Below are 19,324 nucleotides of genomic sequence, written 5' to 3'. Positions count from 1 at the left end.
CTATGCATGTCGTGATCCCAAAACCGCTGCGCACTTTTGGGCGACATGCATTAGCCAGGTCGCAGCATCGACCGTGAAATCGCAAAAATACGGTCGGCGCCCAGCATGTAGGCCATCAGCGTATCCAGGCGGAACAGCCCGGCATAGGCGCGGTCGAGCACGTTGAGCGAGCCGGTATAGGCGCCGAAGGCGGGCATGATCATGCGGCCGCCGTCGCCGGCAAAGCAGCGGCGCCTCACCGAGCGGCCCTGCTGGACTATGCGGGCGCAGGGATGCAGATGGCCCGCTATTTCGCCTTCGACACGCTGCTTCGACGGCTCATGCCGGAACAGCAGCGAGCCTAAGCCAAGTTCACGCACCGTCTCGCCGGGCAGATCGGCTGGCGCTTCCGGGTCATGGTTGCCGGCTACCCAAAACCATTGCCGACCGGCCATCAGCGCTTCCAGCCGCTCTCGGAAACTTGCATGCATGCGTTGGGCGCCGCCGCCATCGTGAAAGCTGTCGCCCAGGCTGATGACGATCGACGGCTGGTAGTCTGATATCACGGCCTGCAGCCGTAGCAAGGTCGCGCCGGTGTCGTAGGGCGGGATCAGCGTGCCGCGGCGTGCCAGCGACGAGCCCTTTTCCAGATGCAGGTCGGACACGGCCAGAAGCCGCAGATCCGGAAAATAGAGCACGCCACGCGGGTCGCAGACGGCGCGTTCGCCGGCGATGCCGACAAGGTCGGCCTCGGCGATCAGCGATGTGCGCGCCAGCGAAAAGTTCATTCCTCAACCATTCCCGGCCCCATGGCCTCCTCGACCAGTGTCGCTGCGTCCATCAGCAGCGTTTCATCGGCGTCGCCATTCACGGGCATCTTGCCGATCTCGAGCATGATCGGCACGGCAAGCGGCGATATCTGTTCGAGTGCCTTATGCACGATTCGACCCTGGATGCGCGAGAGCATGTCGGCAAGTCTGCTGACATCGAGCAGACCGGTCGCTGCGTCGGCGCGTGTGGCCTGAAGCAGGATGTGGTCCGGTTCATGGCTGCGCAGCACATCATAGATCAGGTCGGTCGAGACCGTAACCTGGCGGCCGCTCTTTTCCTGGCCGGGGTGGCGTTTCTCGATCAATCCCGAAATCAGCGCGCAGTTGCGGAAGGTGCGCTTGAGAAGCCAGCTGTCGGCCAGCCAGGCTTCGAGGTCGTCGCCCAGCATGTCCTGGTCGAAAAGGGCGCCGAGCGAAGGTTTCCGGGCTTTGAACATCGCGCCCATATCGCCCAGTGACCATATGGCCAAGGCATAGTCGGTGGCGACAAAGCCGAGCGGCCTGGCTCCTGCCCTGTCCAAGCGGCGGGTGAGCAGCATGCCGAGCGTCTGGTGCGCCAGCCTGCCCTCGAACGGATAAGCCACCAGATAGTGGCGGTTGCCGCGTGGAAAGGTCTCGATCAGCAGGTCGTCACGCTTGGGCAGCACCGATTTGTCGGCCTGGAACCGCAGCCAGTCGGCGACCTGCTCGGGCAACTTTTTCCATCGCTGCGGGTCGTCCAGCATGATGCGGACCTGTTCGGCGAGATATGTCGATAGCGGGAACTTGCCGCCGCCATAGTAAGGCACCTTGGCATCGCTGCCGGGCGCGTTCGACACGAAGCATTCATTCTCGCGGATACCTTCGAAGCGCAGAACCTTGCCGGCGAACATGAAGGTGTCGCCATGCGTCAACGTTTCGAGGAAGGCCTCCTCGATCTTGCCGAGAACCCGGCCGCCGCGCGAGGCTGAGCCTTTGCTGCCGGCCTGCACGTAACGCACGTTCAGCGCCGGAACCTCGATGATGGTGCCGACATTCAGCCTGTATTGCTGGGCGACGCGCGGATTGGACACCCGCCAGAACCCATCCTTGTTCAGGCGTATGCGGGCGTAGCGCTCGTAATTCTTCAGCGCATAGCCGCCGGTGGCGACGAAATCGATGACGCGGTCGAATGTCGGCCGGTCGAGGCTGACATAAGGCGCTGCCGTGCGCACCTCCTCGAACAGATCATCGGCACGAAACGGCGCGCCGCAGGCGCAGCCGAGCACATGCTGGGCCAGCACATCGAGCCCGCCATTGATCAAGGGCGGCGTGTCCTGCGCACCGAGATAGTTGGCGTCGAGGGCGGCCCGGCATTCCAGCACCTCGAAGCGATTGGCCGGGATGAGGATCGCCTTGGACGGCTCGTCCATGCGGTGGTTGGCGCGGCCGATGCGCTGCGCCAGCCGGCTGGCCCCCTTCGGCGCGCCGACATGCACGACCAGATCGACATCGCCCCAGTCGATGCCGAGGTCGAGCGTCGACGTCGCGACGATGGCGCGCAGTGCGTTTTCCCCCATCGCCTTTTCGACGCGCCGGCGCTGGGCGACGTCGAGCGAACCGTGATGCAGCGCGATCGGCAACGTATCCTCGTTGACCCGCCACAATTCCTGGAACAGCAGCTCCGCCTGGCTGCGCGTGTTGACGAACAACAGGGTCGTCTTGTGGCGCTTGATCTCGCGATAGATTTCCGGCGTGGCGTAGCGCGCCGAATGTCCCGCCCATGGCACGCGCTCTTCGGAATCGAGGATGGAGATTTCGGGCTTGGCACCGCCGGTGACGACGATCAATTCGGCCATGTCGGGCCCTGTCGAACCCTTGGGCGGATTCTGGCTGACCAGCCAGCGCCGCAACTCGTCAGGTTCGGCTACCGTCGCCGACAGCCCGATGGTTTGCAGACCGGGGACAAAGCTGCGCAACCGCGCCAGGCCGAGCGCCAGCAGATGCCCGCGTTTCGATGTCACCAGCGAGTGCAGTTCGTCGAGCACGACGTAGCGCAGATCTTCGAAGAAACGTTTTGCATCGCCTGCCGCTATCAGCAGCGCCAGTTGCTCGGGCGTGGTCAGCAGGATATCGGGCGGCACCAGCTTCTGGCGCTGGCGCTTGTGGGCGGGGGTGTCGCCGGTGCGCGTCTCGATGGTGACAGGCAGGCCGATTTCCTCCACCGGCTTGCCGAGATTGCGCTCGATATCGACGGCAAGCGCCTTCAGCGGCGAGATGTAGAGCGTGTGGATGCCGCGCTGCGCCTGGCCTGGCTTTCTCTTTGGCCGGCTGGCCAGTTCGGTCAGCGAAGGCAAGAACCCGGCCAGCGTCTTGCCTGCACCGGTCGGCGCGATCAGCAGGACCGATTGCCCGGCCTGGGCTTTCGCCAGAAGTTCGATCTGATGGGCGCGCGGCGACCAGCCTTTCTCGCCAAACCATCTGATGAATGGTTCGGGCAGGGCCACGGCGGCATTCTGTTCGGCAAGGCGCGGCTGCTCTGTCACCTGCCAGAGGTAGCGCGACGGCAGTCAATCGCCAAGAAGAATCGGAACAAAAGGGGATCGTTCTTCCCTAAGGCCGCCGAAACCCGGTCGGGCCGCCGTAAAGATATCCGATGCGAACAACGGCGTCCTTCAGCCCTTCGCGCGACACCAGCATGGTGTGGCCGTTGGCGTGGATCATCGTGTCGGCATCGGTCATGACGGCGACATGGCCCTTCCAGAACACCAGATCGCCGCGCCGCAAGCCTGAGAAATCAGGTCCCGGTTCCAGCGGCTCGCCAAGTGCCGCCGCCTGCATGTCGGAATCGCGCAGTACGTCGCTGCCGGCCATACGCATCGCCAGTTGCACCAGCCCCGAACAGTCGATGCCGAAACCGGAAGTACCGCCCCAGAGATAAGGTGTTCCCAGAAACGCCTCGGCAACCGCGACATAGTCGGAGGCAGCTTCACTGAGCGGCCGCAGGTGACCTGCGATCAGCGCCTCGCCCGAAGGCAGGACCGCATAGTGCGTACCGCGCGTCTCGGCGGCCTCCGTCACTGTCACCGTCGATCCCATCGACAATTGTCCGGCGATCGGAAAGCGCAGATCCGGCCCGGGGTAGAGGAAGGTGCGCGGCACGCAGACGATGTGCGTCGGCGCATGGTCCCGTTTGCCCAGCATCGTGTCGGCGACATAGCCGACATAGCCGTCGCGTTCGGCCTGGACCCAGGCCCAGCCTTCCGCGACATCGAAGACCAGGACATCGTCGCCGAACAGCGCTTGCGTGTTGACGCCGGCATCCGGCCGCGGCGCCTTGCGCATATCGGCCACCGACGCGATGACCCGCGCCGGCCGGCCGGCGACGAAGCGGTCGGCGGCGACCTCACCCTTCAGCCGCGCATCGGCAAGGTCGGAGCGAAAAGCGTGAAGGCGGGCATCCCTGGCAGTCAAATCGAGCACTCTGTTGAAAAGGTAATTCGCTCACATCGGCAGTTCGAGCGCCTTGGCGATGATACCATCGCCGAAGCGCTCGACAAAGAGCGCACCCTCGACCGTGCGCCTGATCAGAACATTGCGCTTGTCGAGTTCGTCGCGATGGCGCGAGACGAGTTTCAAAGCACCCATCGTGTCGAGGGCGCGGGTGATCACGGGCTTGGTGACATTGAGGCGCGCGGCGAGCCCGCGCACGGTGTGCGGCGGCGGATCGAGATAGATGGTGAACAGGATTGCCGTCTGGCGCATGGTCAGATCGGGCGCGTCGTCGCGCACCTGCGACAGCATCACCTGCTGCCACAGTCGCAAGGCCTGGCTCGGGCGCATAGCAATCGACATCGCGCCAGCATGACGGCAAATTGTTTCGGTTCCGTTTCAGTCAAGCGATTGCCGTCTCTCGCCTGCGACTGTCAGCCGTAGCGTTTCGCGATGATCCGCTCCAGCGCGCGGATGCCTTGTGCCTCGCCGCCGGCGGGGCCATGCGGACGGTCAGCCGGGTTCCAGGCGAAGATGTCGAAATGCGCCCAGCCCGCGGTTTTTTCGACGAAGCGCTTGAGGAACAGCGCCGCCGTGATCGAGCCGGCGAAACCATCCGGGGTGACATTGTTGATGTCGGCGATCTTCGACGACAGTTTTGCATCGTAGGGCTGCCACAGCGGCATGCGCCACAGCGGGTCCTCGGCCGCAACGGAAGCTGCCGCAAGGTCGGATGCCAGCGTTTCGTCGCCGGTGTAGAACGGTGGCAGATCGGGGCCGAGCGCGACACGGGCAGCTCCGGTCAGCGTCGCCATGTCGACCAGAAGCTGCGGCTCCTCCTCGTCGGCCAGCGCCAGCGCGTCGGCCAGCACCAGCCGTCCCTCGGCATCCGTGTTGCCGATCTCGACAGTGATGCCCTTGCGGCTCGCCAGCACGTCCCCGGGCCGGAAGGCGTTGCCGGCAATCGAATTCTCGACCGCGGGAATGAGCACGCGCAGTTGAACATTCAGCCCGGCAATCATGATCATCGAGGCGAGGCCAAGGACATTGGCAGCACCGCCCATGTCCTTCTTCATCAACAGCATGCCGGACGATGGCTTGATGTCGAGGCCGCCCGTATCGAAGCAGACGCCCTTGCCGACCAGCGTCACCTTCGGCGCGCCTTGCTGGCCCCATCTCATGTCGATCAGGCGCGGCGCGCCGGCCGACGCGCGGCCGACCGCATGGATCATCGGGAAGTTCCGGTCGAGGAGATCGTCGCCCTTGACCACCGAGACTTCAGCCTTGTGCCTGGCGGCCAGGGTCCGCACCACATGCTCCAAATCTTCCGGACCCATATCGCTGGTGGGCGTGTTGACCAGATCGCGTGTCAGGAAGACGCCATCGGCAATGCGGCGAACGCGCCCGGCATCGACGCCTGCCGGCAGGCCGAAGCGCAGCGCCCTGCCTGACTTCTTGCCGTAACGGGTGAAGACATAGCCGCCGAGCACCAGTGCGATTGCCGCCAGTTCGGGCTCGACCGGCGCCGAGGCGAAATGCCAGTCGCCTTCCGGCAAGGCTTTCGACAGTGCGCCGAGGGCGAGCGCGCCTTCGCCATCGCCGACACCGAACAAGGCGCCGCCGAGCGTGCCGTTTTCACCGGGCACGACCAGCGTCCTGCCTGCCTCGCCGGAAAAGCCGTTGGCCCTGGCCCAGGCAACAGCGGCTGGCGCAAGACCCGTCGCCTCGAGACCCTCCCTGGCGACCAGATGGACCGGCAGTGAGCCAGGCAGTTTGTTCTCGACGATTTCGACAGGCATTCGATGTTCTCCATGCGGCGACCTTCGAGTCGCCGTTCTTAACCGTCCGTTAGGGTTAACAGAATATTTCTGCGGGAGGGAAGACGGCCACGCAATGGCCGCGCATGAATGGAGGCTTAGGGTGCCATGCCGACCAACCGCAGGATTAATGCCAGGGGAAAACGGCTCATCACCACGGCTCTTGTGCTGGCGCTGACGGCGGGCGTCGCCGGTTGCGGAACCGACAAGCTCTCCACCGGCTCTATCGCACGCACCAGCGGCAAACCGCTGGAAAGCATGTCGGCCGGCGAACTGCACAGTGCCACCGGCGCACTTGGCCAATCCTATGCGAAGAACCCCAACGACAAGCGGATAGCGACGAATTATGCGGCGGCATTGCAGATGGATGGCGACGCCGATCAGTCGCTCGCCGTGATGCGCAAACTCGCCATCGCTTTGCCGAAGGATCGTGACGTTCTTGCCTCCTATGGCAAGGCGCTGGCCGCCAATGGCCAGTTCGAGGCGGCGCTCGACGCCGTGCGCCGGGCTCAGACACCGGAATATCCCGACTGGAAGCTGGTGTCGGCCGAAGCGGCCATTCTCGACCAGACCGGTCAGAAGGACGATGCGCGCCGGCTTTACCGCAAGGCACTCGATCTCAAGCCGAACGAGCCTTCCGTGCTCTCCAATCTTGGCATGTCGTATGTGCTGGAAGGTGACCTGCGCACCGCCGAAACCTATATGCGCTCGGCCGCGCAACAGCCGAATGCGGACAGCCGCGTCCGCCAGAACCTGGCACTGGTCGTCGGCCTGCAAGGCCGTTTCGACGAGGCCGAGAAGATCGCCTCACAGGAACTCTCGCCCGAACAGGCGCAGGCAAATGTCGCCTATCTCAGGCAGATGCTGGCCCAGCAGAACGCCTGGAGCCAGCTCAAGGATCAGGACAAGCCGAAGTCCGCGACCAACTGAGATCACAATTCCAACAACCTCAAACGAAGAAGCCGCGCTGCATGCAGCGCGGCTTCTTCGTTTGAGGTTGAATGCAGGAATTTGCCTTGCCGCTACTGGGCGTTTGTTGCCGGCGCCGCATGATCGCCGAAGATACCGCGCTGGCTGACCTGAATACCGGCGGGACCCAAAATGATGGCGAAAAGCACCGGCAGGAAAAAAAGGATCATCGGCACGGTAAGTTTTGGCGGCAGGGCGGCCGCCTTCTTCTCGGCCGCATTCATGCGCATGTCGCGGCTTTCGGCGGCAAGCACGCGCAGCGCATGCGCCACCGGCGTGCCGTAACGCTCGGCCTGGACGAGCGCCTGAGACACCGACTTGACCGAATCCAGGCCGGTGCGGCTTGCCAGGTTCTCGTAGGCCTGCTTGCGCTCCGGCAGATAGGAAAGCTCGGCGTTGGTGAGGATGAACTCTTCCGCCAGCGCCACCGATTGCGCGCCGATCTCGTCGGCGACCTTGCGCAGTGCTGCTTCCACCGACATGCCCGATTCGACGCAGATCAGCATCAGATCGAGCCCATCCGGCCATGCCATCTGGATCGACTGCTTGCGCTTGGTGGCGCGGTTGTTGACGTAGATGACTGGCGCGTAGAAGCCGCCGTAAGCAACGAGGATGCAGACGAACAGCCTGATGACCAACGGCTTGTCGGGCAGTCCTCCGAGCACGAAGATGTAGATTGCGGCCAGCGCGAAACCGACAAAAGGAAGCACGAGACGGAAGAAAAGAAACCGCGTCAGCGGATTCTGTCCACGAAAGCCGGCTACCTTGAGTTTCTGCAAGGTGCCCTCATCGGCGAGCGCGCGTCTCAAATCCAGCCGGTCGACAATGTTGCGCATGCCGACCGACTGTTCCTCGCGCAAGCCCTTGCGACGGCGGTCGGCCTCGACCGCAAGCCGGGCGCGCTGCTGCGCACGCAGTTCGTCGCGTTCCAGCGCAACGGATTTCATGCGTGACTTGAGCTGGTTTCCGCCAAACGCCGGCAGCAAGGTGAAGACGGTCGCAAACACCGCAATGGCGACCAGCATCGCGATCAGGAAGCTCGGATCCGTCAGGGTCTTGATGACTTGCTCGGTCATGCCAGCATCCTAGACTTCGAAGTTCATCATCTTGCGCATCACCAGGATGCCGATCGACATCCAGACCGCAGAGCAACCAAGGATCAGGTTTCCGACGCTGGTGTTGAAGAGCGGCATCAGATAGGCCGGGCTCGACAGGTAGACGAGAAAGGCGACGATGAAGGGCAGCGCACCGATGATCGCGGCGGACGCCTTCGCTTCCATCGACAGCGCCGCGACCTTGGCTTTCATCTTCTTGCGATCGCGAAGCACGCGCGAAAGATTGCCCAGCGCCTCGGAGAGATTGCCGCCGGCCTGCGATTGAATCTGGATAACGATGCCGAAGAAGCTTGCCTCGGTGCAAGGCATGGTTTCGGGCATGCGCAAGGTCGCGTCGGGGATAGAGAGGCCCATCTGCTGTGAATCGACGATGCGGCGAAACTCGGTCTTCACGGGTTCGGGCGATTCGTTGGCGATCAGGCGCACTGCGTCGTTCAGCGGCAGGCCGGATTTGACCGCGCGTACGATGATGTCGAGCGCGTTTGGAAATTCGTTGAGGAATGCCTTGACCCGGCGGGCGCGACGAAACGTGACAAACCAGCGCGGCAGGCCCAGCCCCCCGGCCAGCAGCACGCCCGGCAAGGCGATCAGCGGGGCTCCGGCCACAAAGGCGACAATCGTCAAAACGATGCCGCATATTGCGGAATATATATAGAAACGCTCGATGGTGGTCTTGAGGCCGGCCTGACGAAGCTGGGCTTTCAGCGGCGGTTTCTTGACGCGGCTGTCCTTGGTTTTCTGCTTGGCGTCGAGTTCGTTGAGAGAATCCTGAACCGATTTGCGCCGCTTGGTGGCTTCCGCCACGCGGTCGCGCGAGGCTTTGACGACGGAGCGATCCGTCTCGGCGGTCCTGATCGTTTCGAGCCGCTTGCCGACCTGTTTCTCGTTGCTGATCCGGGTGAACAGAAATGCATAAGCGACAGCGCCGGCGCTGAAGCCGGCGAGCACGACAAATGCCAGTACTGTGCCGTCAATTCCAAACATTGGCCCGAACCCTTACACCCCGGCATACGTCAGTCAGCGCGTTTCTCCATCGCCTCGAGCGCAATGGCGAGACGCTGCTCCTCGCCGTAATAGCGTGCACGCTCCCAGAAATGCGGACGGCCGATGCCGGTCGAGACGTGCTCGCCCAACAGCCGGCCGTTGGCGTCCTCGCCCTTGATGTTGTAGAGGACGATATCCTGCGTGATGATGACGTCGCCTTCCATCCCGATCACCTCGGTGATGTGGGTGATGCGGCGCGATCCGTCGCGCAGGCGCGCCGCCTGGATGATCACGTCGATGGAGCCGACGACGATTTCGCGCACTGTCTTCTGCGGCAGCGAATAACCGCCCATGGCAATCATGGACTCGATACGGTTCAGGCATTCGCGCGGGCTGTTCGAGTGGATCGTGCCCATCGAGCCGTCATGGCCGGTGTTCATCGCCTGCAGAAGATCGAACACTTCGGGTCCGCGCACTTCGCCGACGATGATGCGCTCGGGACGCATGCGCAGGCAGTTCTTGACCAGGTCGCGCATCGTCACCTCACCCTCACCCTCCAGATTGGGCGGGCGGGTTTCGAGGCGCACCACATGCGGCTGCTGCAATTGCAGCTCGGCCGAGTCTTCGCAGGTGATGACGCGCTCCTCGCGGTCGATATAGTTGGTCAGGCAATTGAGCAGCGTGGTCTTGCCCGAACCGGTGCCGCCCGAGATCACGATGTTGCAGCGGACACGGCTGATGATCTTGAGAACTTCGGCGCCCTCCGGCGAGATGGCGCCGAACTTGACCAGTTGATCGAGCGTCAGCTTGTCCTTCTTGAATTTACGGATAGTGAGCGTGGCGCCGTCGATGGAGAGCGGCGGCGCGATGACGTTGACGCGGGAGCCGTCGGGAAGGCGCGCGTCGCAGATCGGGCTGGATTCGTCGACGCGGCGGCCAACCTGGCTGACGATGCGCTGGCAGATGTTGAGGAGCTGCTGGTTGTCACGAAAGCGGATACCGGTCTGTTCGACCTTGCCGTTGACTTCGATGTAGACGTTCCTGGAGCCGTTGACCATGATGTCGGCGATGTCGTCGCGGGCGAGCAGCGGCTCGAGCGGCCCATAGCCGAGCACGTCGTTGCAGATGTCCTCGAGCAGCTCTTCCTGCTCGGCGATCGTCATCGCGAAGTTCTTGATCGCAATGATGTCGTTGACGATGTCGCGGATTTCCTCGCGCGCGCTTTCAGGATCAAGCTTGGAAAGCTGCGAGAGATCGATGGTGTCGATGAGCGCGGAGAAGACCTGGCTCTTGGTATCGTAATAAGTTTCGCTCTTTTCGCGCTGTGCCCGCTTCGGTTCAGGCGCCAATGGCGGCGCCTCGACCGCACGGCGCGCCGGCGGCGCGACAGGCGCGCTTGGCGCCGCGGGCCGGGTCAGAACCGCCGTGTCCATGGAACCTGCAGCCGGCGGCGCAACAGGCGCCGGTGCTGGCTGGCGAAATTCCGGCGTGAACCGGTTGCCGTCGTCGCTGCCTCTTTTACCAAACATGATCGACTACCGATTCCACTGCTGAAGCGTCACTTCTTGTTGCGCGAGAGCTTGCCGAGCAGGCTGCCGAGCCCGGCCTTCTTCTTGATCCTGATCTCGCTGCGCCCGGTCAGCACATGCGCCATTTCGTTGATCATTGCGACGACCGGGTTCTTGGCATCCATTTCGCCAAGCATGCGTCCGTTGTTGGCGGCATTGCCGAACAGCAACGGATCAAAAGCAATGACCGACATTGGCGACAAGCCGAGCGGCTCGGCGAAGTCGGACGGCGAAATCTCCGGGCGCTTCGGCACGCCGGCCTGGTTGATGATCAGCTTGGGCGGCGGATCATTGGGACGAAGCCGCTTGAGCATATCGATGAGGTTCTTGGTGTTGCGCAGATTGGCAAGTTCCGGTGTCGCGGTGATGACGATCTCGTCGGCCTTGACCAGGGTGTTCTTGGTCCAGCCCGTCCAGGCATGGGGGACGTCCAGCACCAGAAGCGGCACGCTGCGCTGGGCGGTGTCGATGAGCTGAACGAAGGCCTCGGGATCGAAATCATAGACCCGTTCGAGGGTCGAAGGTGCTGCCAGCAGCGACAGATGCTCGGCGCACTGGGTCAGCAGCCGGTCAAGATAGACTTCATCGATGCGCTCCGGCGAAAACACCGCTTCGGCGATGCCTTGCGCCGGATCCTGGTCGAAATTGATGTTGGCGGTGCCGAAAGCCAGATCGAGATCGGCGACGACCACTTCGGATTTGAACAGGGTGGACATCGCCCAAGCCACATTGTGGGCGATCGTCGAGGAGCCGACACCGCCCTTGGCGCCGACGAACGCGATCGAGCGGCCGAGCGGCTCGGCTTCCGGATCGATGAAAATCGACGACACCAGGCTGACGATATCGGCCATCGAGACCGGAGCGATCACATATTCGGAAATGCCGTTGCGGATGAGCTCGCGGTAGAGACCGACATCATTGTAGTGGCCGATCACCACCACCTTCGACGTCGGATCGCAATATTCCGAAAGCTGGGCGAGTTGTTCCAGCAATTGCTTGGGCTCGCTGCGCGATTCCAGCAGGATCAGGTTGGGCGTCGGCGCCGATTGGTAGAATTCGATGGCAGTGGGGACGCCGCCCATATGGACCTTGAGATGCGCCTTCGTCATGCGGCGGTCCTCGCCGGCGCGCTCGACCGGGTTGGCAACACCCTCGGTCTCGCAGAATGCCTGGATCGAGATGCGCGGGATCGGCCGCAACGCCTGCATCGCGGCGATGTCCTGCTGCGAGGTATCGCCGCCGTCTACAGGAGTGTCATAGGCCAGATTGTTCATGTTCGTGTACTCCGAACTGCGATCGTTAGTAGCTAACTTCGCCTTCTGCTTCCCAATCAAAGAAGGGTTGATTTCGGTACCCATCGATGACTTTCCCACGCTGCTCGGCGTCGATAGGTGCCTGCTTGCGCGGTCCGAGCAGGTCGGCCGGATTGGCCATCTGAGCGGCGAGGTTGTTCTGATACGAGCAGCCGAAATCGGCGTAGTGCTTGTTTTCCGAGGTCTCCACCAGATCTTCGGGCCAACGCCCGCATTTGTCGGTCTGAGCTTTCACCGAGATATAGGCGACGCGAATCGGGGCCGAGGCTTCGGCGGAAGCGGACTGATAAGAGGTCATGACAATCCGGTTGCGCTTGATGCCGCTGGCAGCCGCCAGCCTGACAAAATCGCGGCCGGCAGCGGCCGCCGCGATCTCGTTGGCCGAACCGACAGGGATAGCGATCGTCAGCGCCGGAGCGGCGCTCCTGTCGTAGCCGTCGAGAAAACCCGAAAGCGTGTCACGCTGAGAGCCCGTCATGCCACGGTCACCAGCGCCCACCGGCAGGTCTATCTTCTGGTTCTTCTCCGCGATCATGATCGGATGGTTGGTGCGATAATCGTCCGGGATGGCGCCGACCGTGATGCTGTCGCGCTGGGCGCAGCCGGCGAGCAGCGCCGCCACCGCAACCGCCAGGACAGGAAGAACGAACCGCCGGCAGACCCGCGAGCGGCCAAAGCGCATCGGTGCGGCGATGGTGCTTGCCTTCAATGCTGACTGAGACATGTCCGCTTCCCCGCTTATTTGTAGATGAAGCCGACAACGCCGTGGTAGCGGCCGTTGGGCTTGTCGGTCTGCATGGTGCCGTAGACGCGATTGACTCGGCCAAGGAACATGGCGGCGCCATCGCTGGCGGCGTTGAAATTGTCGTCCGGCTTGGCAAGGTCGTTGCGCGCTACCGGCTTCACCAGATAGGGCGTGATGATGATCACGAGCTCGGTCTCGTTGCGCACGAAATCCCTGCTGCGGAAGAGCGCGCCGAGCACTGGTATCTTTGTCAGTCCGGGCAACCCGTTGACGGCTTGCCTGACATCGTCGCGAACCAGGCCGGCGATCATCATGGAGCCGCCAGAGGGCAGTTCCACCGTCGTGTCGGCAAGGCGCTTGCGAAGCGACAGGGCATTCATGCCGAGACTCTGATTGTCCGTGGATGCCGACACGGACCCCTCGGTTGTCGGTTCGGAAACCGAGGTTCTGACCTTGAGGCTTATGCGGCCAGGAGACAGAACCACCGGCTGGAACTCCAGGCCGATGCCGTACTCGATCTTTTCGAGGGTGTAGGTTTTCAGGCCGGTCTGGTTGTCGTCGGATACGTTCGCGGAGACGTTGGACACCATATTGTATTCGCCACCGACCTTGAAGGTCGCCTTCTCGCCGGATACGGCGGTCAGGGTCGGCTCGGCCAGCGTCTTCATGACACCTGACTGCTCCATGGCATTTATATACGCCTGGAGCGCTGAGGAGCCGATGCTCAAGCCCGAATTCGACAGCGGCTTGCCGAGTCCCATGAAATTGCTGCTGAGCGCGCCGTAGCTGATGCCGTTGCTGCCGCCGCTGCCGACCATGTTGACGCCGAGCTGCTTCATCACCGAGCGGCTGACTTCGGCGACCGTGACCTTCAGCGTGACCTGGTCGTCGCCAATGATCTGCAGCAGGTTGACGATCTTGCTGGTGCGTCGCTCCTGGTCCGGATTGTCGATGTCGACACCGCTTTGAGCCGAGCCGCCGGCCGCCGTCTGCGAATATTGTCCGGTCGTTGCTTCACCACCCGAAACGAAGATCGTCGCAAGGTCGACCGCACGCTTTGCGTCCAGCGGCGTGTCGACCGTTCCGGTCAGGACGACGTTGTCGTTCAGCAGTTCCACCTTGATGGCCGACGTCGGCAGGAACCGCCTGATATAATCTTCAAGGCCGGCAACGTCGCGTTCGACGGCCAGGTCCAGGCTGACGATCTGCTCGCCATTCGGGCCGAAGACAAAAATGTTCGTCTCGCCGACCGCCTTGCCGAACAGATAGATTCGCCGCGCCGTGCGGGTCACCGCGTCGGCAACCGCCGGGTTGGCGACGAGAATGTCATAGGCATCGCTCGGCAGGTCGATCACCACCGACTTGTTGAGGCCGAGCTTGACGCGCTGGGTGGCCGTCGATGCCGTGACCTGCGCGTTCTTTGCCTCGACGACGCTGCCTTGCACATTCGTTCCGACGAGCAGCAGGCCGAATGCCGCGGCTACGATTGCCGGCAGTTTGCCACCTAGCTTCATTTCCTTGCTCCCACTTCGGAAACTTCGCCCGACTTGATCAACCTCACCGTTCCCCTGCGGCCATTGCCGGAAACGAGATAGTCGGCTTCACCCACATTCTTTTCCTGCGTGTCCGCGACCGCCCGCAGCGCCAGGGTCAGGCGATCCGCCATCTGCTGGGCGACGGTGATGATCTCCGCCTGCTTGGGCGTCAGTTCAAGCGTGGCGGTCTGACCCACTCTGGTCTTCTTGCCTTCCTCGTCCTCCTGGATGGTCTGGTCGATGGCCAGGACGCGGATGTTCTTGAGGATGGTCTCCGTGTTGAAGCCGGCGGCGCCGCTGGCGGCATCGGCCCTGCGGGTCATGATGACATCGACGAAATCGTTGGGAAGAATGAAGCCGCCGGCCGACGTATCGGCAGAGATGGCCGTGGCGACCGCCCGCATGCCGGAAGGCAGGATCGACGACATGAAGCTCTGCCCCTCGCCGATCAGCTTGGAGCGCCGCAGCGGCTCTCCGGCATACATCGCCACACGGGCAATGGAACCCTTCAGCTTGTCCAGCGCCTCGGGCTCGGCGGTGCGGGTGATGAAATTCGCGTTGACGCCGTCGGCGGGCCAGGATTGCCAGGCGATGTTGTTTTGGATCGGGTTGCCCATCGGAACGTCGCCTGAAAGCACAAGCACATCCTGGAGTGCCACTGCCGGGGCCTGGGGACCGGAATCGACGACGACCTGAGGCGGCGGTGCCACCATGTTCTTCGCGACATAGCCAGCGCCACCCGCCGCGGCCACCGCCACGCTCAGAATTATCAATCGCGATGCTGGCATCTGTTCGAACCCTTGCCCTGGCAAACCACGTAGCCAAGCCGGACTTTGCAGCGGCAATCGTCAAAACAAGGTTAATGTAATGCTTACGATCGTGATTAATTTAACGTTTACATAAATTAGTCGGAATGTGGTCTGGACGGCCAAGATGGCCGGGCCGGCCCCTGTTGAGAACGGGGTTTCGGCATGCTGACAGACAGTAAAAATAAGATTGTGGTCAGGCCGCAAGCCTGGCCAGCGCCCATACCATCAAAGGCGAATCCGGATAGGTCAGCAACCCGCCCAGGCCGAGCGCGACGCCGTAGGGAACACCTTTTGCCTCGTCGGCGAAATGGCGCAGAAACGGATTTTGGCCGGTAACGGCCGCAAGCAGCGACTTCCGGTAGAGGATGATGGCGAGCGTCAGCAGGCCGCCGATGATTGTCGAGGCGACAAGATACTCGACGAGATTGATGTTGAGGCCCATCCACATCGCTGTGGCGGCCAGAAGCTTGGCGTCGCCGCCACCCATGCCGCCCATTGCAAACAGGCCGAATGTCACGGCCAGGACAAGGGCGCCGGCGGCGAAATGTCCGCCATAGGCCGTCCAGTCCATGCCTGTCAGGGGCGCGACCAGCGCGAAAACGACGACGAGCAGCACCGGCACGCGGTTGGCGATCGTCATCGACAGCATGTCGGAGATCGCGGCAAACAGCATGCAGAACGGAAAAACGACGAAGATCAGGGCTTCAAGCATCGGCGCCACGCCTATTGTCCGATTTCACGGGGCTCAATCTAAGTATGTTCGATTAACGATTGATGAGGCCTGGAATGAAAAGACGACCTATATTGGCAGCGGCATAGAAAAAGGGCCGCCACGCGGCGGCCCTTTTCCAGAAACGCAGTCCAAGTGCTCGGCGATAAGCCGATCAGCTGCCGCCGGGCGCGCTGTTCAAGGTGGTCCCGATGTTGGTGAACTTGGCATTGAGCGCATTGCCGAGCGTGCCGGCGCCAGTGATGATGGCGAGCGCGATGAGAGCGGCGATCAGACCATATTCGATAGCGGTCGCGCCGGATTCGTCCTTCACAAAACGTGCGATGAGATTAGACATTCGAGAGCTCCTACTCCACGTGTTACAGCACTTCCGTCAACTTCTGTGATGGTTGATCGGATGCTGCCAATCTAGGGAGAAGCTCTTTCGATCGGCTTAAGAAACAGCCTTACCGATTCCTTTCCCGGTTCGAACATATTGCGTGGTTAACTTCGGGCTAAAGTACCGCCGTGCCTTCCAGCCCCGGTTTGGCAGGTTTGCGACCCGACCGGGCCGCGCCTCGCAGGCTCCTTGTCGGCCATTGCACGATTGGCAAGATCGCATGCTTAACCGTTGGTTCACCAATCTCGTTCATGTTCCGTTGATCAGTCCGCCTGCGTGGAGCGCCTCAATGGCTCAGCCGAGATCGTCAATCCTGATTGCCGCGCTTCTTGCCGTCTCGAGCTTCGTCGCGCCCGCCATGGCCGGCGCCGGCATCGAGGTCACGATGAACCAGGCCAAGATCGTCAAACTGTCGCGTCCCGCAGACACCATCGTGGTCGGCAACCCGGCAATCGCCGACGCTTCGGTGCAGGACGCTTCGACGATCGTGCTCACCGGCAAAGGCTTCGGCGTCACCAATCTGGTCGTGCTCGATACCGATGGCAGTCCCATCGTGGATGAGCAGGTTACCGTCGTGCGGCAGGCCGCTTCGTCGGTGCGCATCTATCGGCGTGCCGAAATCCAGACGATGTCCTGCACGCCCTATTGCGAAAGCTCCTACAAGAGTGAAGCGGAGAAGTCTTCCGAAGCGGAGATGGGCGTCAGCCGATAGCTGGCGTGACCGGCTGCCGTTCCGGTTATTGGCTGGTTAAGAGGCAGGCGCCGACTTTAACGATCATCCAAACCGGACCTCAATTGGTTTGCGCTAATGCTCCTTCCGAGACCGCATAGAGATCGGCAGGATCGGACATGAACACGGAATTCGGCTGCGCAGGCGACCACAGAGCGGGACGCCCAAGGTTTTTCGCCCGCTTCCTTCGTGACCGGCGCGGCGCCACGGCAATCGAATTCGCGATCCTTTCAGTCCCCTTCGCGCTGCTTGTCTTCGCCATTCTGGAAAGCTGCATCTCGTTTGCCGCGCAGGAAGTGATGGCCAACATCACCGACGATGTCGCGCGACAGTTGCGCACCGGCCAGTTAAAGGCGGCCACCGTCACTGAAGACGGGTTGAAGACCACGATCTGCAACAAATTGCAGATCATCGTCGCCCAGGATTGCAAGCTTCAGTTGATGGTGGATCTTCGCCAATACACGGCATTCGCAGACGCGGCGGCGGCCGGCTTCAAGATCAAGAACAACGATGTCCAGTTGACGAACGGCACCACCGAAGTGCCCTTTTCCACTACGGCGGGTGCGGCGGAGTCGAGGAACATGCTGCGTGTCTTTTACAAATGGCCTGTTATGACCGACCTGCTGGCCAAATCGATGGGCGGCAACAAGACCCTGCATTTCGCATCGGTGACCTGGCAGAACGAGCCGTTCGACAACTGAGCGGAATGCACGAGCAGTATAAGAAAAGGGCAATGGGCATGATGCGTGCGGGGGCACATCTTATGATTACGGGAGTTTGGCGGAAAGCAAGTCAATTCTGGTCCGATCGCCGCGGTATCGCGGCGGTTGAATTCGCGTTGATCATGCCAATTCTGCTGATCATGTATTTCCTGACAATGGAAGCGTCACAGGCCATCGAGACCAGTAAGAAGGTCAGTCGTATCGGCAGCATGGTGGCCGATCTCGTCACCCAGCAGACAAGCGTCCTCAAAGCGGACGTCGACGCCATCATGCAGATCGGCAGCGTCACCCTTCAGCCCTACAACCGCTCGAGCCCGACCATCACCATCACGGCAATCCAGGTTTCGCCCGACGCGACGAGGGCACTGGTGGTGTGGTCACGCAAATTGGTAGCCGGCGTCGCCAGCCCTGGCGCCGCCGCCACCACCGAGACAACGGTCCCGGCAGCGCTTCGAGTCGCCAACACTTTCCTCATCCGCGTCGAAAGCAACCTCGGCTATACCCCGGTCATCGCGTGGAGCGCGAGCAGTCAACAGAAGCTTGGGCTGACCTCGGCTTTCAGCAACATAAACATGGGCGAAACCTATTTTCTGCGCCCCCGCAGAAGCGTGGCGATCCCTTGCAGCGACTGTTGAACAGAGGGCAGCCAGACGCTGCGCAGGGCCGCTCCAGCTACTGCTGCTGCCCGCCGTCCGCAACGAAGCGCACGATAGCAGCGGCCATCTCGTAGTCTTTTGGCGCCACGGTGGCGAAGCCACCGGGATGCTTCGACTCCAGAAGGTCGTAGATATCTGGCGTCGTCGATTTGAGGTTGGTGAGGAACACGGTGAGCCGACGCTTGGCTTCGGGGTCGAGATCGCTGCGGACCGCATGCGGGCCATATCTCAGCAGGCCCGACGTCCACACGACATGAAGGGCCGTCACCGAGAGCCCTGCCGCCTCCAACCTCGCCTGCGTGCCCGGTGCTCCCGGCCGGCTGTCGGCGGCGGCCGTCACCCAGCCGAACAGGCCATCGGCTTTGCCGTCGATCAGCATCGTCTCGGCCGCCGCGGCCGAATCGGCATGGATCAGGAGCGGTGCATCTTCCGCGATCTTGCGGCCTTCCGTCGCCAACGCCGCCAATGGCAAGAGAGAACCGCCGACGCTGTCCGAAGGCGCCATGGCGATACGATGGCTGTCCATCGCCGCAAGGTCGGGCAGCTTGCCGTCCCGCGTCAGCAGAACGGAGCGGATGCCGATCGCGCCGTCTGAGTCGACCGGCGCGACAAGCGGTTCGATACATAAGCAGCGCTGCGAGGCCGTTGCATAGGCGGTGGCCGAATAGATCGCATATTCGATGCGGGCATTGGCCTGCGCCTCGATCAGCGCGGCATAGTTGCGGGCAACAACAAACTCGACCTTCATGCCCAAGGCCTTGGTGTAGGCGTCGGTCAACAGTGCCAGCCCCGGAACGGAGTTGCCGGCGCCTGGTTCGGCAACGATGCCTATGCGAAACGTGCCGATATCATCGCGCCAGTCAGCATGCGCCGGATTGGACCAGAGCGCGATCTGCGCCAGCATGAGAGCGGCATAAGTCTTCAGCGCAACCCTCATGACAGGAACCACAGTCTGTTGTCCTCGATCCATGCCCATGCCCGTGCATTTGTGCA

At 62.3% G+C, this 19,324-nt stretch carries 19 protein-coding genes; 4 read left to right on the top strand and 15 right to left on the bottom strand.

Annotated elements, in window-relative coordinates:
* Positions 1-50: 50 nt before the first annotated feature.
* From pdeM to EOA16_RS07275, 5 genes are all read right to left on the bottom strand, one after another.
* The gene (gene pdeM / locus EOA16_RS07295) at positions 51-767 is read right to left on the bottom strand and encodes a ligase-associated DNA damage response endonuclease PdeM (RefSeq protein WP_127256724.1); all 717 of its coding nucleotides are present in this window, start codon (positions 765-767) and stop codon (positions 51-53) included.
* Positions 764-3,313 (bottom strand): ligase-associated DNA damage response DEXH box helicase, encoded by a 2,550-nt coding sequence (locus EOA16_RS07290; protein WP_127256722.1) that lies wholly within the window; start codon positions 3,311-3,313, stop codon positions 764-766. The genes pdeM and EOA16_RS07290 overlap by 4 nt, the downstream gene beginning before the upstream one ends.
* Positions 3,314-3,380: 67 nt before the next feature.
* Positions 3,381-4,241: an NlpC/P60 family protein gene (locus EOA16_RS07285; protein WP_127256721.1), complete on the bottom strand. Its 861-nt coding sequence runs from the start codon at positions 4,239-4,241 to the stop codon at positions 3,381-3,383.
* Between the two features lie 30 nt (positions 4,242-4,271).
* Positions 4,272-4,622 (bottom strand): MarR family winged helix-turn-helix transcriptional regulator, encoded by a 351-nt coding sequence (locus EOA16_RS07280; protein ID WP_013533675.1) that lies wholly within the window; start codon positions 4,620-4,622, stop codon positions 4,272-4,274.
* A gap of 71 nt (positions 4,623-4,693) precedes the next feature.
* On the bottom strand, positions 4,694-6,058 hold the full coding sequence (locus tag EOA16_RS07275) for a leucyl aminopeptidase family protein (protein ID WP_127256720.1): 1,365 nt from the start codon (positions 6,056-6,058) through the stop codon (positions 4,694-4,696).
* Between the two features lie 126 nt (positions 6,059-6,184).
* Between EOA16_RS07275 and EOA16_RS07270 the strand changes: the two genes are divergently transcribed.
* Positions 6,185-7,006, top strand: a complete 822-nt coding sequence (locus tag EOA16_RS07270) for a tetratricopeptide repeat protein (protein ID WP_127256719.1) — start codon at positions 6,185-6,187, stop codon at positions 7,004-7,006.
* A 92-nt stretch (positions 7,007-7,098) separates the two neighbouring features.
* Here EOA16_RS07270 and EOA16_RS07265 read toward each other — a convergent pair whose 3' ends face one another.
* The 9 genes from EOA16_RS07265 to EOA16_RS07225 form a co-directional block, all read right to left on the bottom strand.
* On the bottom strand, positions 7,099-8,121 hold the full coding sequence (locus tag EOA16_RS07265; protein ID WP_127256718.1) for a type II secretion system F family protein: 1,023 nt from the start codon (positions 8,119-8,121) through the stop codon (positions 7,099-7,101).
* 9 nt (positions 8,122-8,130) lie between these two features.
* The gene (locus EOA16_RS07260) at positions 8,131-9,144 is read right to left on the bottom strand and encodes a type II secretion system F family protein (RefSeq protein WP_127256717.1); all 1,014 of its coding nucleotides are present in this window, start codon (positions 9,142-9,144) and stop codon (positions 8,131-8,133) included.
* Positions 9,145-9,173: 29 nt separating this feature from the next.
* Entirely contained in the window at positions 9,174-10,673 is a 1,500-nt protein-coding gene (locus EOA16_RS07255; RefSeq protein WP_127256716.1) for a CpaF family protein, read from the bottom strand.
* Positions 10,674-10,702: 29 nt separating this feature from the next.
* Complete coding sequence (locus EOA16_RS07250; protein WP_127256715.1) at positions 10,703-11,986, bottom strand: CpaE family protein; 1,284 nt, start codon at positions 11,984-11,986, stop codon at positions 10,703-10,705.
* Positions 11,987-12,011: 25 nt separating this feature from the next.
* The gene (locus tag EOA16_RS07245; RefSeq protein WP_127256714.1) at positions 12,012-12,749 is read right to left on the bottom strand and encodes a CpaD family pilus assembly protein; all 738 of its coding nucleotides are present in this window, start codon (positions 12,747-12,749) and stop codon (positions 12,012-12,014) included.
* Between the two features lie 14 nt (positions 12,750-12,763).
* Positions 12,764-14,284: a type II and III secretion system protein family protein gene (locus tag EOA16_RS07240; protein WP_127256713.1), complete on the bottom strand. Its 1,521-nt coding sequence runs from the start codon at positions 14,282-14,284 to the stop codon at positions 12,764-12,766.
* Complete coding sequence (gene cpaB, locus EOA16_RS07235; RefSeq protein ID WP_127256712.1) at positions 14,281-15,093, bottom strand: Flp pilus assembly protein CpaB; 813 nt, start codon at positions 15,091-15,093, stop codon at positions 14,281-14,283. Before cpaB ends, EOA16_RS07240 begins: the two co-directional genes overlap by 4 nt.
* A gap of 214 nt (positions 15,094-15,307) precedes the next feature.
* Positions 15,308-15,826, bottom strand: a complete 519-nt coding sequence (locus EOA16_RS07230; RefSeq protein WP_127256710.1) for a prepilin peptidase — start codon at positions 15,824-15,826, stop codon at positions 15,308-15,310.
* Between the two features lie 172 nt (positions 15,827-15,998).
* Positions 15,999-16,181 (bottom strand): Flp family type IVb pilin, encoded by a 183-nt coding sequence (locus EOA16_RS07225; protein ID WP_127256708.1) that lies wholly within the window; start codon positions 16,179-16,181, stop codon positions 15,999-16,001.
* A 331-nt stretch (positions 16,182-16,512) separates the two neighbouring features.
* On the opposite strand from EOA16_RS07225, the gene EOA16_RS07220 reads away from it, so the two are divergent.
* The 3 genes from EOA16_RS07220 (at position 16,513) to EOA16_RS07210 (ending at position 18,310) form a co-directional block, all read left to right on the top strand.
* Complete coding sequence (locus EOA16_RS07220) at positions 16,513-16,935, top strand: pilus assembly protein N-terminal domain-containing protein (RefSeq protein WP_127256706.1); 423 nt, start codon at positions 16,513-16,515, stop codon at positions 16,933-16,935.
* A gap of 137 nt (positions 16,936-17,072) precedes the next feature.
* Positions 17,073-17,654 (top strand): TadE/TadG family type IV pilus assembly protein, encoded by a 582-nt coding sequence (locus EOA16_RS07215; protein WP_127256704.1) that lies wholly within the window; start codon positions 17,073-17,075, stop codon positions 17,652-17,654.
* A 38-nt stretch (positions 17,655-17,692) separates the two neighbouring features.
* Positions 17,693-18,310: a TadE/TadG family type IV pilus assembly protein gene (locus tag EOA16_RS07210; protein WP_127256959.1), complete on the top strand. Its 618-nt coding sequence runs from the start codon at positions 17,693-17,695 to the stop codon at positions 18,308-18,310.
* Positions 18,311-18,347: 37 nt separating this feature from the next.
* Here the strand turns inward: EOA16_RS07210 and EOA16_RS07205 are convergent, their stop codons facing one another.
* A complete protein-coding gene (locus tag EOA16_RS07205) occupies positions 18,348-19,268 on the bottom strand; it encodes a PhnD/SsuA/transferrin family substrate-binding protein (RefSeq protein WP_164754139.1) in 921 nt (306 codons plus the stop codon).
* Positions 19,269-19,324: the final 56 nt, after the last annotated feature.

It is taken from the genome of Mesorhizobium sp. M7A.F.Ca.US.008.03.1.1 (assembly GCF_003997495.1).
Taxonomy (GTDB): Bacteria; Pseudomonadota; Alphaproteobacteria; order Rhizobiales; family Rhizobiaceae; genus Mesorhizobium.
Note: the sequence above shows the minus strand (reverse complement) of the source record. Positions and strands in the feature narration are given on the sequence as shown.

Coding starts and splice junctions, on each gene's coding strand:
- pdeM (WP_127256724.1), bottom strand. CDS start 767: ATGAACTTTTCGCTGGCGCGCACATCGCTGATCGCCGAGGCCGACCTT.
- EOA16_RS07280 (WP_013533675.1), bottom strand. CDS start 4,622: ATGTCGATTGCTATGCGCCCGAGCCAGGCCTTGCGACTGTGGCAGCAG.
- EOA16_RS07275 (WP_127256720.1), bottom strand. CDS start 6,058: ATGCCTGTCGAAATCGTCGAGAACAAACTGCCTGGCTCACTGCCGGTC.
- EOA16_RS07270 (WP_127256719.1), top strand. CDS start 6,185: ATGCCGACCAACCGCAGGATTAATGCCAGGGGAAAACGGCTCATCACC.
- EOA16_RS07265 (WP_127256718.1), bottom strand. CDS start 8,121: ATGACCGAGCAAGTCATCAAGACCCTGACGGATCCGAGCTTCCTGATC.
- EOA16_RS07260 (WP_127256717.1), bottom strand. CDS start 9,144: ATGTTTGGAATTGACGGCACAGTACTGGCATTTGTCGTGCTCGCCGGC.
- EOA16_RS07255 (WP_127256716.1), bottom strand. CDS start 10,673: ATGTTTGGTAAAAGAGGCAGCGACGACGGCAACCGGTTCACGCCGGAA.
- EOA16_RS07250 (WP_127256715.1), bottom strand. CDS start 11,986: ATGAACAATCTGGCCTATGACACTCCTGTAGACGGCGGCGATACCTCG.
- EOA16_RS07245 (WP_127256714.1), bottom strand. CDS start 12,749: ATGTCTCAGTCAGCATTGAAGGCAAGCACCATCGCCGCACCGATGCGC.
- EOA16_RS07240 (WP_127256713.1), bottom strand. CDS start 14,284: ATGAAGCTAGGTGGCAAACTGCCGGCAATCGTAGCCGCGGCATTCGGC.
- cpaB (WP_127256712.1), bottom strand. CDS start 15,093: ATGCCAGCATCGCGATTGATAATTCTGAGCGTGGCGGTGGCCGCGGCG.
- EOA16_RS07230 (WP_127256710.1), bottom strand. CDS start 15,826: ATGCTTGAAGCCCTGATCTTCGTCGTTTTTCCGTTCTGCATGCTGTTT.
- EOA16_RS07225 (WP_127256708.1), bottom strand. CDS start 16,181: ATGTCTAATCTCATCGCACGTTTTGTGAAGGACGAATCCGGCGCGACC.
- EOA16_RS07220 (WP_127256706.1), top strand. CDS start 16,513: ATGGCTCAGCCGAGATCGTCAATCCTGATTGCCGCGCTTCTTGCCGTC.
- EOA16_RS07215 (WP_127256704.1), top strand. CDS start 17,073: ATGAACACGGAATTCGGCTGCGCAGGCGACCACAGAGCGGGACGCCCA.
- EOA16_RS07210 (WP_127256959.1), top strand. CDS start 17,693: ATGATGCGTGCGGGGGCACATCTTATGATTACGGGAGTTTGGCGGAAA.
- EOA16_RS07205 (WP_164754139.1), bottom strand. CDS start 19,268: ATGAGGGTTGCGCTGAAGACTTATGCCGCTCTCATGCTGGCGCAGATC.